Annotated in this window: 13 protein-coding genes; 6 read left to right on the forward strand and 7 right to left on the reverse strand. The window is 40.4% G+C overall.

What is annotated here, in order from left to right:
• Positions 1-214: 214 nt before the first annotated feature.
• The 5 genes from L2747_RS01900 to speA all read right to left on the reverse strand — a co-directional run bounded on the left by L2747_RS01900 (position 215) and on the right by speA (position 6,004).
• Positions 215-790, reverse strand: coding sequence for a YceI family protein (locus L2747_RS01900; protein ID WP_248997416.1), 576 nt, complete (start codon positions 788-790; stop codon positions 215-217).
• A gap of 456 nt (positions 791-1,246) precedes the next feature.
• On the reverse strand, positions 1,247-1,885 hold the full coding sequence (gene pdxH, locus L2747_RS01905; protein WP_248997417.1) for a pyridoxamine 5'-phosphate oxidase: 639 nt from the start codon (positions 1,883-1,885) through the stop codon (positions 1,247-1,249).
• Between the two features lie 154 nt (positions 1,886-2,039).
• Positions 2,040-2,969 (reverse strand): agmatinase, encoded by a 930-nt coding sequence (speB, locus tag L2747_RS01910; protein WP_248997418.1) that lies wholly within the window; start codon positions 2,967-2,969, stop codon positions 2,040-2,042.
• A gap of 25 nt (positions 2,970-2,994) precedes the next feature.
• On the reverse strand, positions 2,995-3,915 hold the full coding sequence (locus L2747_RS01915) for an S-adenosylmethionine decarboxylase proenzyme (RefSeq protein ID WP_248997419.1): 921 nt from the start codon (positions 3,913-3,915) through the stop codon (positions 2,995-2,997).
• Positions 3,916-4,090: 175 nt separating this feature from the next.
• A complete protein-coding gene (gene speA, locus L2747_RS01920) occupies positions 4,091-6,004 on the reverse strand; it encodes a biosynthetic arginine decarboxylase (protein ID WP_248997420.1) in 1,914 nt (637 codons plus the stop codon).
• A gap of 627 nt (positions 6,005-6,631) precedes the next feature.
• Here speA and L2747_RS01925 point away from each other — a divergent pair.
• The 4 genes from L2747_RS01925 (at position 6,632) to L2747_RS01940 (ending at position 10,144) form a co-directional block, all read left to right on the forward strand.
• Positions 6,632-7,465, forward strand: a complete 834-nt coding sequence (locus tag L2747_RS01925) for a CvfB family protein (RefSeq protein ID WP_248997421.1) — start codon at positions 6,632-6,634, stop codon at positions 7,463-7,465.
• Positions 7,466-7,583: 118 nt separating this feature from the next.
• Entirely contained in the window at positions 7,584-8,276 is a 693-nt protein-coding gene (locus tag L2747_RS01930; protein ID WP_248997422.1) for a YceH family protein, read from the forward strand.
• 162 nt (positions 8,277-8,438) lie between these two features.
• Positions 8,439-9,248: an ABC transporter permease gene (locus tag L2747_RS01935; protein WP_248997502.1), complete on the forward strand. Its 810-nt coding sequence runs from the start codon at positions 8,439-8,441 to the stop codon at positions 9,246-9,248.
• Complete coding sequence (locus L2747_RS01940; RefSeq protein WP_248997423.1) at positions 9,245-10,144, forward strand: ABC transporter ATP-binding protein; 900 nt, start codon at positions 9,245-9,247, stop codon at positions 10,142-10,144. Before L2747_RS01935 ends, L2747_RS01940 begins: the two co-directional genes overlap by 4 nt.
• A gap of 660 nt (positions 10,145-10,804) precedes the next feature.
• Here the strand turns inward: L2747_RS01940 and L2747_RS01945 are convergent.
• Together L2747_RS01945 and rlmA are read right to left on the reverse strand one after the other, a co-directional pair.
• Positions 10,805-11,011: a cold-shock protein gene (locus L2747_RS01945; RefSeq protein ID WP_012155714.1), complete on the reverse strand. Its 207-nt coding sequence runs from the start codon at positions 11,009-11,011 to the stop codon at positions 10,805-10,807.
• Between the two features lie 304 nt (positions 11,012-11,315).
• Entirely contained in the window at positions 11,316-12,122 is an 807-nt protein-coding gene (rlmA, locus tag L2747_RS01950) for a 23S rRNA (guanine(745)-N(1))-methyltransferase (RefSeq protein WP_248997424.1), read from the reverse strand.
• 366 nt (positions 12,123-12,488) lie between these two features.
• Between rlmA and sbcB the strand changes: the two genes are divergently transcribed.
• Entirely contained in the window at positions 12,489-13,901 is a 1,413-nt protein-coding gene (gene sbcB, locus L2747_RS01955) for an exodeoxyribonuclease I (protein WP_248997425.1), read from the forward strand.
• 95 nt (positions 13,902-13,996) lie between these two features.
• Positions 13,997-14,887: a cytidine deaminase gene (cdd, locus tag L2747_RS01960; protein WP_248997426.1), complete on the forward strand. Its 891-nt coding sequence runs from the start codon at positions 13,997-13,999 to the stop codon at positions 14,885-14,887.
• Positions 14,888-14,934: the final 47 nt, after the last annotated feature.

Genomic DNA, 14,934 nt, shown 5'->3' on the forward strand with positions numbered 1-14,934 from the left:
ATTGTTCTAGGCCGAATATTATCTGAGTTTTGCTGTAATTGAAATATTCGTAAGCTAAATGGTAAAACTCATAGCATTCACTTATATACTATAGGCTCGCGACTTCTTTTTTAATAAAGAAGTTTTCCTCTAAAAAATCGCAATAAAAAGGCCAATTAATCAACGAAAAAAATCAATTAATTGACCGATTAAGCGATGACAATAACAAACTTAATTATTGTGTAAGGTTAAGAATAAACGATACAGGTACAGCCTTACTGATTGCCGACAGCCCTGCAATTTCGCGTAGTTTTTCGACGCCAGCCGATAAACCAAAGCTATCAGCATTTACAATAACAGGCATTACACTCGATACCAATAAATGTGTATTTGAAAGCTTAGCAATGTTCACAGTGAAAGCCATCGTTTGCTTTTGGCCGTGTAATTCAACTTCACCGTCAACTTTTACGACTTTCGCTGCCCCAACAGCTAATCCCTTAACCAGATTAGGATCAACCTTAGCTGTTAGCGTTAGTTTAGGGTACTTATCCACCTCAAATAGCAATGAGCCCATACGTTCATCTCTTATCTCAACATTAGTAACAACGCTGGCAAGAGAAACGGCGAAATTAAACTGTCCTTTATCATTTAACGTGCCATCTATCGAAGTAAAGTGGTGAACTTCAGCAATATCCCCTTTTTTAATAGAGATAAAGTTTACGTTTGAACTGGTGTTGTCAACATTCCATGTACCGGCTGAAGCCATTAGCGATAAAGGCAATAGCAATAAACCCGTAATGATACTCTTCATGTCCGTTCCCTCTTATTTAGAAAATGATATTTAAATTGTAGTGTTTAAATTATGATACCTATCAATAATTAAGCTAGCACTAATCTAACATGCTTCCACATTAGGCGGAGTGATTTTTACCTATAACAATTTATATTCATCACTTATTTTAGGGCATGTTTACTGTCCTAGCCGCTTTTTAAAAATCTAAAGGTTCTAGGAAACTGGGGAAATAGCCGGTATTTGCAAACCAACGGACTTATAGATTGTTCGAGCTAAGCTCCGAACCTTTTAATGATTTTCTCGTTTGACTAACGAGTATAGAAGTGAGATGGGCAACTTTCTTATTAAGGAACCATTTAAAAATAGTTATGATTTCAAAGGATAAACAAGCTGGTATTGCATATACATTTTAAACACATAAATACCAATAAAAACAATTAAAAAGCCACGCTGAACGTGGCTTTTTAATTTCAATTACGGCGCTAAGCGGCTGCGCTGCCAAGCGTCAGCAACTTTGGTATATATAAAACGGTCATGCAGCCTATGTTCGCCACCTTGCCAAAACTCAATGCTGCTTGGGCGAACCAAATAGCCGCCCCAAAACTTAGGTAGAGGAACATCACCATTAGCAAACTTTGCTTTCATCTCAGCAAACTTAGACTCTAATGCTTTTCGGGCGCTAATCGGGCTCGATTGCTTAGAGACCCAAGCTGCTATTTGGCTTTCTTTAGGTCGACTCATGAAGTACTTCAATACTTCTGTCTTTGATAATGGCTCAGCCACACCGGTCACAGCGACCTGTTTTTCTAGACTGTGCCAAGGGAATAAAATACTAACGTTGGCATTATTAGCAATATGCAGTGCTTTACGACTTTCTAGGTTGGTAAAAAATACAAAGCCATCATTATCAAAACGCTTCAATAACACAATACGCTGGAACGGCTGGCCATGCTCATCAACTGTCGCCACAGACATGGCGGTAGGGTCTTGAATTTTTGAATCGCGAACCACCTCAAGCCAAGCGTTAAACAGCACCATAGGATCACTCGGTACATCTTCACTGTGTAACTCGCCTAACGTGTATTCTCGTCTAATATCGCTAATCTCTGACATCCTAGATCCCTTGCAAAACGGCATAAAAAAAGAAGCGCTGTAAACAGTGCTTCTTTAATAATAACAATCTTAGACTCATCGCGGGAGACTTTTAACTAATAGTTTATCTCATACAACAAATCCTGATATTACACAGCTTAATCAAATAAAAAGATTACTTAATCTTACCGTTTGCTTCAGCCCAAACGTGTAGCATTTCTAAGCCTAATGTTGCACCAGCAAGAGCAGTGATCTCAGCACTATCGTATGCTGGAGCAACTTCAACAACGTCCATACCGACGATCTTCATACCTTTAAGGCCACGAATAATCTTCATGGCTTTATCGCTTGTTAAACCACCGCAAACCGGCGTGCCTGTGCCAGGAGCAAAAGCTGGATCCAAACAATCGATATCAAAAGTCACGTATAGTGGCATGTCACCAACACGCTCACGAATTTGAGCAACAATTTCATCAGCAGTCAAATCGTTAGCAGTGGCAGCATCAATCACTTTAAATAAATGATTAGCAGTATCGTACTCAGTACGAATACCCACTTGAATTGAGTTCTCTGCGGCAATAATGCCTTCATTTGGCGCATGGTAGAACATAGTACCGTGATCGTATTTGCTACCTTGGCTATAAGTATCCGTGTGCGCATCAAAGTGCAACAGCGCCATTTTTCCGTGCTTCTTATAATGAGCACGTAGCAAAGGTAATGTAACGAAATGATCGCCACCAAAGCTCAGCATGGCTTTATCTGCTTCTAAAATCTTAGTTGCAAAGTCTTCAACACGTTGCGTAAAGTCAGCAGAGTCGCCGCAGTTGTATACTAAGTCGCCAGCATCAACGATTTTAACATGATCGCTAAGTTTAAACTGATAAGGCCAGCGAGTTTCTTCCCAAGCAAGGTTAACAGATGCATTACGAATTGCACCTGGCCCCATACGGCCACCTGAACGGCCTGTAGTAGCCATATCAAATGGCAGGCCTAAAACGACAACGTCTGCATCACCTTCAAGCGGTTTGAAGTCTAGCGGCTGTCTTAAGTAACCAAATGCATTTGAATAAAGCGAATAATCTGGCTTATCTGCAATAGTGGTCATAAATACTCCATAAAAGTGTCTAGAGTCACAATACTTCGGCGGACAGTATTTCAGTATCTGCTTGAGTATAATGATTGTAATTAAATTCATTGGATTGATTTAACTGTAGAACACAACTCGCAAGCCTTCTATTTGAAGGAAAAGACAAGTTATCTACCTGCATATTCATCCCAATGATGTCCCAACTGCGGGGGTTCAATATCATTAGCAATTCGGAAAAAATATTGAACGGATAGTGTAAAAAATCCATGTTTGTTTCGACACTCACATAAGAGCTTCGCTCTTGAGGCGTGATATGTATCGTTATAAATTTGTCTTCAAACAATCCATTGATTGAATATCCACACGGTTGAAACAGGTGATCGTCAAACTCAAAATCAGGCAATAAACGCTCTAAATCTAGTCGTTTGCGAATTTCAATACTTGATTGCTTGTCACTACGTAAATATTGCGCAATCTCACCATTAAGATGGTACATCAACAAACATGCACTTTTTTCTGTTTGTGCTGCATGTTTAGCACTGTAAAGATAATGATGATGACCGTCTAAGTGGCCTACCCGGTATGCCGAACCAGCAATTTTGGTTCTAAGCAGAGCAACATCATCTTCAAAACGAGTTGTTTGTAGATGTGGCGAAAATTCATTTTTACGTTGATAACTAAGCTCTGATATACCATCGGAGCCAATTTTATCAATAACACACATAACGGTATCGACTAAACGTGTATTACCACAGGTAATCAATAACAATTTGTGATCCCACACAAACAAACTTGATTCACTTAACACATAGGCATCGCAATAAGTATTTGAAAGATTGGATAAGATCTCTGCATCGGCCAATGCCAACGCTTGCCGCCAAAATGATACCGGTAACTGCTTTAATGAAACAGCTGTCGCACAGGTTTGCAGCTCTACTTTTTTCTCCGAACCTTCAAAAAACATCTATCGAAGCTCCTAAACAAAATTACGTGTTATTAAATGCCACCAAAGTAAGTGAGCGACTTTACAGTAACCTAAAAATAAAACCAGTTTTGAGCGAACTCAAAACTGGTTATAGTACACAAGCTAAAACACCTGCTACATTTATTACGTTGCAATTCGCTTAAATCATCACTCGTTACGAAAAGTCTTCTAGATAAGTGTAACCTTTAAGACCTAGTTGTAACTCTTCTAAGATATTGGCGCGTTCATCTTCAGCAATATGCTTATTAACGAGTTCTTCATAGGTGCGCATAAACGATACAGCATCAAGGTTTACATAACGTAAAACATCAGCAACCGTGTCACCAGCAAGTACCGACTCAACATTAGTACGCGCATCATCATCTAGACGCACAACGGCAGAGTTAGTGTCACCAAACAAGTTGTGCATATCACCCAAAATCTCTTGGTATGCACCCACTAAGAAGAAACCAATTAAGTATGGACTTTCTTGAGTCCAAGCAGGTACTGGTAATGTCGTTTCAATACCTTGACCATCTACATATTGATCCACGGTACCATCAGAGTCACAGGTAATATCTAGCATTACGGCGCGACTTTCTGGTGCTTTATCAAGGCCAGATAGCGGCATGACAGGGAATACCTGATCGATACCCCAAGCATCTGGCAATGATTGGAATAGCGAGAAGTTAACGAAGAATTTATCAGCTAACTTCTCATTTAGTTCATCAATAATCGGACGGTGGAAACGGTATTTTGAGCTCATGCTACCCTGTAGCTCGTAACATACACGTAAGTTAACTTGCTCAGCCCAAGCGCGCTCAGCTAAACCTAACTGACCAACAGCAAACAATGAGTGCACTTCAGTCAAATCACTTTGACAGTCATGGAATATCTCGATCAGTGCACGTTGATCAGCTTTACCGCTCACTTCAACCCAAGACTGCCACATGTTGTGCAGTAATTGCGGTGCATCTTCTGCTGGTGGTTGGATATCTTCAGGTTTGTAAGCTTCTGTACCAATTACGTCTGTTAATAAAACCGCATGGTGTGCAGTTAAGTAACGACCCGATTCAGAGATAATCCTCGGCATCGGCTGCTCGTACTCTTTACACATGTCGGTTAACACGCTGACGATATTATTGGCGTACTCAGTTAAACCGTAGTTCATTGAGTTGTTGCTTTGGCTACGCGTACCGTCGTAATCAACCGCTAAACCACCACCAACGTCAAAACACTTAACACTTGCGCCAAGCTTCATCAATTCACAGTAGAAACGACCCGCTTCGCTTACGCCTTGGCGGATATCACGAATATTGGCAATTTGCGAACCTAAGTGGAAATGCAGCAACTCTAAAGACTCAAGCATATCTTCTTGCTTAAGCGAGTTAATCACTTGAAGAACTTGAGCCGCGCTCAAGCCAAACTTAGACTTTTCACCACCACTTGCTTGCCACTTGCCTTTACCTTGGAAAGCCAAACGAACGCGCAGACCTAAACGTGGTTTAACACCAAGCTCTTTAGCTTGCTCAAGTACCACTTTTAGCTCTGACATCTTTTCAAGCACGATGTAAACTTTATGGCCAAGCTTCTCGCCAATTAATGCAAGGCGAATATATTCTTTATCTTTGTAACCATTACAAATGATAACCGAACTCGCCTTTTGCGCCATCGCAAGCACAGCCATTAATTCAGGCTTACTACCCGCTTCGAGACCAAGTTGCGGCACTTCTTTTTCAACTTGACTGGCTAGGATCTCTTCAACAACCGTCTGTTGTTGATTTACTTTAATAGGATAAACCAGCAAATAATCAGATTCGTATTGGTACTTTTGAATCGCCTGATTAAATGCCTGGCACAGGCTATTTACTCTATGATGTAAAATTTGTGGGAAACGCACTAATACGGGTAAAGCCACGCCTGACTTAACCATATCTTTAGCCATTTCATTTAAACCAATGGTACAGTCTGGTCGACTTGGATCAGGTGACACTGTCACTTCACCATTGTCGCTAATGCCGTAAAGTCCTTGGCTCCAGTGATTTACGTTATAACTTGCGCGTGCATCATCAATAGACCAATTGCTCATATTTGTCCTAACCTGTCTATTTAACTCAAATAAGTTGACCGCCCCTAGTTGGCTAGAGTCAACTTGCGATTGTTTAAATCAATAATTATTTACTGATAAAAGTACAAACTATTCAAATGCATACTCAGAAACAGTCTTACTGCCTATACAAGCAAGCATTCGGCATAAAAAAAGTGTCTCTTCAAACCAAAGAGTCTTCAAGTTTTTATGGTATGACTTAAATCTATGCCTTTAAAGCCAGCATGTAAAATCCAATCCATAAAAAATCTATTTGTTTGCTTAAATACGACTTAATTGATGTAGGTTACTCCCCACCAACACTAAGTAGACAAACAAACCACTAATCTCTCGAAATTTTTGCGGCGCAATTAAACCTTGAGATACACAAGATTGCAAGACTCAATAGACCAATAATTGCTAATTAACCAAGATATCATTATCACCATACAATAGGGTGATAACAATACGTACCCTTTCGAGCCTAAATAGTGATAATTAACGCCATTTTATTACAGTAAAGGCCATATTGATGCGGCATAAGTTTGAATGGGCTAAAGCATATTGAAATGATTTCCACTATAATCGCTGCTGAAATTAATCGTTACTGTCTTTAAAGTAGAGAACATCATGATCCAGATAGGTAAAACCTGTAAGCTCGAAGTCGTCAAACAAGTTGATTTTGGTGTCTATTTAGACGCTAAAGAGATGGGCCAGGTCCTCCTTCCGCGTAAAGCTGTGCCGAAGGAATGCCAAGTTGGCGATATGGTTAATGTGTTTCTCTATTTAGATTCAGAAGACATGATCATTGCAACGACTAAACGTCCTTATGCTCAAGTCGGTCAATTTGCTTATTTAGAAGCAAAAGAAAACGGTCCATATGGCGCCTTTTTAGACTGGGGCTTAGAAAAAGACTTGTTATTGCCTTTCGGTGAGCAACACCGAGACATCGAGGTAGGTAAATCTTACTTGGTTTACATCTATACTAGCCATGTCGATGACCGCATTGTTGCATCAGCTAAGGTCGATAAGTTCCTTGATTTAACAGAGCCTAAATTCCGCAATGATGAAGAAGTGAATCTAATTATTGGTGGCTCAACCGATCTTGGTTACAAAGCCATTATCAACAATACCCACTGGGGCGTATTGTACAAAAATGAAGTGTATACACGTTTAAGCTTTGGCCAAAAGCTAAAAGGCTTTATTAAGCGTATGCGCAGCGACGGTAAGATTGACCTTATCTTACAAAAAGGCGCAAAAGAAGAGCTTGATAAGCACTCAGTAACGATAATGATCAAACTTAAACAAGCCGGTGGTTTCTTACCACTCAATGACAAAACCGATGCAGAAGTCATCTACTCACAATTATCGATGAGTAAGAAAGCCTTTAAAAAGAGTATTGGTGGCCTTTATAAGAATAAACAGATCACTATTTCCCCTGATGGGATCCGTCTAGAGGATTAATAAATTTGGCTATACTGCTTGTAAAACAAGCTATTACCTAGCTAAACCTTAGATACTCTCTTGCATTAAAGCATGGCTCTGTTATAACAAAGTCATGCTTTTTTCTTAAGAGGTTATTATGGAACTGACTTTACACGAAGCTCGCGTCATTGGTGTGTTACTTGAAAAAGAGATCACCACACCAGAGCAATATCCCCTTTCTTTAAACAGTTTAACCTCTGGCTGTAATCAAAAAACCAGTCGAGAGCCAGTCCTAAGCCTCAGTGAGTCAGAGGTACAAAACACCTTAGACAGCCTAAGCAAAAAAAGACTGATTTCAGAGCAATCTGGTTTTGGCAGCCGTGTCGTCAAATATAAACACCGTTTTTGCAATACTGAGTTTAGCGATCTGCAACTTAAATCGTCAGAACTTGCTGTGATTTGTTTATTACTGCTGCGAGGTCCACAAACCCCCGGTGAACTCAGAACACGTAGCAACCGTTTACATGAGTTTAATGATGTCAGTGAAGCTGAAGCAACATTACATGACTTACAAAGACGAGAGTCTCCATTAGTGATGTTGCTAGCAAAAGAACCAGGTAAACGCGAAGCTCGCTATCGTCAGTTATTTACTCCCGTTAATGCAGATGAGCAAAACCCTCCCTCTCAACACAGCCTTGATAATTTTACTGCACAACAATCGACACCGAGCCCTGCATCAACAGCAACTGATACCGCTCAAGAGAGTAATACAGCACTAGAAGATCGAGTCAGTAAACTCGAACTTGAATTAGCCGAATTAAAAGCGCAGCTTGCAGACTTGCTAGAGTAAAAGTCGATTACCTATTCACATTATGAATTATTGCTAATGTTTCGCATCAACTTAGGGTTAACGCTGAGTTCCAATCAGTGTTAACCTATTTGCAATCTTTGTATTTAAAACTAAGGGATCCTTTTGGAACACACTCCCCAAAAAACAGCCCCCAAAAATAGCATGCCGCGTAACACTCTGTTGCTCGCGCAGTTTGAAGTCAAAAAAATGCTATTTAATCCTCGTGGTCTAGTCGCACTCGCTGCATTTGCCTTAGTCTGGTTACTAATTTTACTCTACCCCATTAGCAGTGCATCAAGCTTTTTGATTAACCCGGACTTTAGAGGGATTATAGAAGGCATATTTGGCCCTGACGCTGTCAGTGAGCTATTTAAATGGCCTGTTGCAGAGCTGGCAGTTTACTGGATTGCCGCGTTATATATCTTCCCTCTTTTTAGTATATTTGTATCTGCAGATCAGTTTGCAACCGACAAATCACGAGGAACATTTCGATTTTTAACGTTAAGAGTAGGTAGAGACAGTCTGTTTTTCGGCAGATTTTTAGGCCATATAGCCCTGCAAAGCATACTCGTATGCCTAACTGTCATCGCTACTATTTTACTGGCAGCAAATAGAGACATGAGTCTATTACTACCGGCTTTAATCTCTGGGCTAATTGTGACTTTAAATTTAATTATCGTGCTACTACCGTACACCGCATTAATGGCTATTTTGTCCCTATATGCCAGTTCTGCACGCCAAGCAACTATCTATGCGATTCTGGTATGGGCTGCAATGTCGATAAGCATCGCCATTATCAATAATTATTTGCCAATCATTAGTGAGTTAAAATGGATCCTACCTGGCTCGCAGATCTCATTGATGATAAATACCCAAGGCTTACAAACCTTTATGTATGCACCTGTGGCATTAGTTCAAGCTGGCATACTGTTATTTTTAGGCAAAGTGTATATCAATAGGAGCGCACTATGAGTTTAGTTAACTGCAAAGGGTTATCTAAATCCTATGGCGATAAAAAAGCCTTATCTCAGGTTGATATAACGCTCAATGCTGGCAGCCCTATCGCTTTAGTAGGTCCAAATGGCGCCGGTAAAACGACTCTTTTTAGCTTATTGTGTGGTTATATCACACCGTCATCAGGTGAAGTGAGTTTACTTGGCCATAAACCAGGCTCAGCGGAACTACTAGGGCGTATAGCTTCGCTACCGCAAGATGCTTCTCTTGACCCTAACCTCGATGTTCTAACCCAATTGACTTTCTTTGGCACCTTGCAAGGATACAATCGTAAAAATGCTCAAGCCGAAGCGATACGTGTACTTAACTTGGTTGATTTAGCTGATAGCGCTAAACAAAAACCTAGAGCACTTAGTCATGGTATGGCGAAGAGAGTAGCAATTGCACAGGCATTGATGGGTTCTCCTGAGCTGGTACTACTCGATGAACCTACTGCAGGCTTAGATCCTGCAAATGCCAAGAAAATTCGTGAGTTAGTCAAATCTCTTGCTGGTACTACAACATTTATTATTAGTTCGCACAATTTAGATGAACTAGAAAAACTGTGTGATCAAGTGCTTTACCTTGAGCACGGACAGCTGCGTCAGTCTGTATCTATGGCTGAGTCCCAGCATGACGACTATATCACGCTAACAATGCAGGGCTGTGAATCAACGTCTCTTATTGAGGCAGTACTAAAGCTTGCCGACATTAGTTCAATCGAGGAGCGTCAAGCTAATCAGTTCCTGATTAAGCACAATAGCGCTGAAAGCTACGCAATTGAAATCTCGCTACTAACACTATTTAAAGAAAGAAACTGGCAATATAAAGCGATATTGAAAGGTAGAACCTTAGAAGAAAAACTCTTTTCTTAATCATCATTACACTAGTTAAATAATTAAACTTAAAACGGCGCAAATAGCGCCGTTTTTTATACAAGTTAACTCAAAAAAGATTCGTTAATCGGATAGAATTTCTTGCCTAAGTGGATAATTTAATAGCAAGCTCAGCTAGTCTAGAGTAAGCCTTGATTTATACTTTCCACCTGCCGTATTAGCAACAATCAAAATATTATCGCTTTTAAAGCTCCCCTTCTATCAAATAATGCAGTACAAGAAAGTTGCAGCACAAAAAACATGCACACTAAATTACCAGCCAACATTCCATAGAATATACAAATTTACATTGACCAAAGTCACAAGGCTGCAACCATAAAGCAGGCATATATCCGCTAGCAAAAACTAAATAAACAAACCATTTAACCAAAAACTAGAACATAGATTTACGTCAAGACAGTATTTTTATCTTTAACAATATACTGAATAGGCTGGCTTTCCAAAGCAAGGGGTTGTGAAGCAGCTTGAAAGAGGGGGGGGTATGATGTTACGACTAAACAGCCATATCTAGCAGTGTTCGGTGATACGACAAAATGACTGACGAAAATAATTTACCGTTTTAAAACGAAAAAAGAGCCGTAGTAAACTACGGCTCTTCGAAATTCTGTGTGATTAGCTAGTGCTAATCAAGCTGGTAACTTAAACTACAGTTACGTTCTCAGCTTGTGGGCCTTTTTGACCTTGAGTAACAGTAAACTGAACTTTTTGACCTTCGTCAAGAGTTTTGAAACCGTCAGAGTTGATAGCGCGGAAGTGTACGAATACGTCTGGACCAGACTCTTGCTCGATAAATCCGAAACCTTTATCAGAGTTGAACCACTTAACAACGCCAGTAACTTGAGACATAATATTGAATCCTGTAAATATAAATTAAAGCCTTAACGGCGGTAAAGCTGGAAAATGCCGGTTTACTTAATGTTAACAGGACGAACATTGTCGTATTGAACACATAAAAATAAGCCTAACCTTCAAGCTGCAAACACTATAAACCATTCTCATCATAAGTCAACACTCATTCGTGTCAGAATTTAAGGTGTTTTTACTTATAATTCTACAGCTTGCTAAATGGATCAAAAAATACACTTCTGCAAATTAAAACTTACGCGCCTATAACCGCTTAAAAAACAACCAGCAAGCTGTAACCTTTGATTTATAAGGCTCGGAAGACTTCTACTTTAAAATCGAGTTCACAGCTTACACCTGATTTAGCTAAGGCTAATTTATTCTCTTCTGTTAATTTCCAGTTATAAGGAGTCATTTGTAAAAAGTGACTAATGTCTGTTGCATCGGTCAGTGTCAACAACTGCTCAATTCGCTCTTGATGGATCAATTCAAAGCCATCTATCTGCGACGATTCTTGAGTATGCTCTTTCGGATTATCATAAATAAGCTCTTTAAGAGCGTAGTGGTGCCTTGGTCCCGCGCAAACGGTAATAAGTGTCCCACCTGATTTAACCACTCTTTTAAGTTCTTTATCTAATGACGGCGCATAAATCCGTAGCATAAAATCAAAGCTCTGATCAGGAAATGGCATATCAAACGCACTTGCGACACTAAAACTAATTTTTGGATAACGCTTAGCGGCATACTTAAGTGCCGACTTACTGATATCAACGCCATAAAGACTGAAGCCGTCTGGCAGACTTTCTACTAGTCGATTCGAGTAATAGCCTTCACCACAACCAATATCAACGCCAAAACGTGCATCTAGAGCATACTCATTAGCAAGCTGGTTTACTTTATCGCTTAATACTTGGTAATAGCCTTTATTAAGAAATTCACGTCTAGCAAACATCATCTCTTTATTGTCACCTGGATCATTAGACTTCTTTTTCTGAACAGGTAACAGATTAACGTAGCCCTCTTTGGCACAATCAAACCTATGGTTGGCAGGACAACACCAAGTCTTATCCGCTTTAGATAATGCTTGCTGACATAAAGGGCAACGGTAAATCATTTCAATCTCCAAACGGCAAAGCCTGACGCACGTAATTTAAATAACACGTACAAATATAGTCGGATAATAACCTGTTAGACGTGCAAGCAGAGAACCTACAAAACAATAAGCAAATGCCATTTAATCACTCTTACATACAGATCGTTTGAGTCATTTGAGGCCAATAGTTCGCTTAGGGAAATAATGCTTGTTATCACAGGTCTAAAAAGGACGCTTATTCTACTACGTCAACCCATTTGGAACCAGCGGATAAAACTGCTGCAAACTCCAGCAAAGTACTTGAGTTGTATTAAGGAAACTAGGACATTCCTATCGAGGCAGTGCTATGATGAACTCATTTATTGCTTGTAATAGCCACAACACTTTATGTCTATGAATAACCAACCCACCCTCTTCTGGCACGATTATGAAACTTTTGGCGCCAACCCAGCCAAAGACAGGCCTTCTCAGTTTGCTGGCGTTCGCACGGATATGGACCTCAATATCATCGGTGAGCCAGAAACCTTTTATTGTAAGGTCGCCAATGATTACCTACCGTCACCAGAAGCAATTTTAATCACCGGGATTACTCCGCAACTCGCTAACCTAAAAGGCATGCCAGAAGCCGAGTTTATGAATAAAATTAATGGTCTATTCAGTCAGCCAAAAACCTGTGTTGTGGGTTATAACTCGCTACGATTTGACGATGAAGTATCGCGCTATGGTTTTTATCGTAATTTTATCGACCCTTATGCCCGTGAGTGGCAAAACGGCAATAGCCGCTGGGACATCATCGATCTCGTGCGTGCTTGTTATGCTTTTAGACCTGAAGGTATCAATTGGCCAGAAAAAGAAGACGGTTCTCCTAGTTTTAAGTTAGAACAACTCACCGTTGCAAATGGCTTAAGCCATGAAAAAGCCCATGATGCAATGTCTGATGTCTATGCCACCATCGACATGGCAAAATTGATAAAGTCGGTGCAGCCAAAGCTGTTTGACTATTACTTTAGCTTAAGACAGAAACAAGCAGTATCTAAATTGATTGACGTGCTTGATATGAAGCCATTAGTGCATGTTAGCTCCAAGATCAGCGCCTTAAACGGTTGTACAACGATCATCGCCCCCGTTGCTTATCACTCAACCAATAAAAATGCGGTGATTTGCGTTAACTTGGCAATGGATATCGCTCCACTCATTGAACTTAGTGTTGATGAAATACGTGAGCGCATGTATACCCGACGCAGTGATTTAGCGCCTGATGAACTACCTATTGGTTTAAAACAAATCCACATCAATAAGAGTCCATTCATTGCGCCAGCAAATACATTAACCGATGAAAATGCAGCCAGACTGGACTTTGATAAAGCCTTTGCAAGAGAACAATATAAGAAGTTAAAACAACATCCTGAGCTTAGAGAAAAACTGGTTGCCGTATTTGATGTTGAACACGACGACAGAGCCATTGATGCCGACCAAGCTTTATATAGCGGCGGTTTTTTCAGCTCAGCAGACAAAGCAAAAATTGAAATCATCCGTAACACTCAACCAAACAACCTAGCAGCACTTGAGCTTGATTTCGACGATGGACGCCTTGCAGAGATGCTGTACCGTTATCGCGCTCGCAATTACCCTGAAACATTAAGCGACTCTGAGCAATATCGCTGGCGTGAGTTCTGCCAAAGCAGATTAAATGATCCTGACTATATTATTCGCCTAGAGAACTTGCTCGAAGAAACAGAGCAAGACGAATCTAAGCAAAAATTATTACAAGCTTTGTGTCATTATCTTAGAAGCTTATAGACTCTCTAAGTAATAAATGAGACCTTTATCGCATTCTAGTTGTAACAAGATTACTAGAATGATATTTCATTAGCGTTAACAAAAGGAAATAGCGTATGCAGGACCGATTTTTAAAAAGCATAGCTAAGTTACCTGAGAAACTAGCAACTGCAATTGTGCCGTTACTTGATCAAGACTTTGCTGGCCATATTGATGCGCAGCAACTTACTGAACTGCAAGCTCAAACTGGTATGGAGTTAAATGAATTACTGTTAGCGCTTCTACCAATAGCCGCAGCTTTAGCGCGTCCACCTATTAGTGAGTTTTTTGTAGGTGCCATTGCCAAAGGCAAAAGTGGCGATATCTATATGGGCGCGAATATTGAACTACCTGGCGAAGCATTATTTCACTCAGTACATGCAGAACAAAGTGCAATCAGCCATGCTTGGTTAAGTGGTGAAAGTGCAATTGAGGACATTATTGTTAATGCTTCACCGTGCGGACATTGCCGTCAGTTTATTAATGAGCTAGTTGAAGGCAGCAAAGTAAAAATCCACCTACCAGACCAAGCAACAGCACCTTTATCTCACTATTTACCTTATGCTTTTGGCCCAAGCGACTTAAATATCACAGAGCCACTACTAAGCAAGCAACTGCACACGTTAACACTAGACTCCAATGACCCGATGATCATTGAAGCGCTTGACCATGCAAGCCTCAGTTACGCGCCGTACACTAAAAACTACGCAGCAGTGGTACTAGAAACTAAAGATGGTGCAACATACTGTGGCCGTTATGCCGAGAACGCAGCATTTAATCCATCGATGCAGCCAATGCAAATGGCATTATCGACAATGGCGCGCCATAATCGTGACTTTAGCGAGATCAATCGCGCGGTATTGATTGAATCATCTAAAGGTGTTGTATCACTAGTGGGTGCAGCTATGGACGCTCTACACAGTGTTGCTGTAGTTGAGCTCGAACATATTGTGGTTGAACCAGAATAACCAATCTCTCGTGTATTAGTCACAAAGTAAAAAGGATCACGAATGTG

This window comes from Shewanella marinintestina (assembly GCF_023283845.1).
GTDB lineage: Bacteria > Pseudomonadota > Gammaproteobacteria > Enterobacterales > Shewanellaceae > Shewanella > Shewanella marinintestina.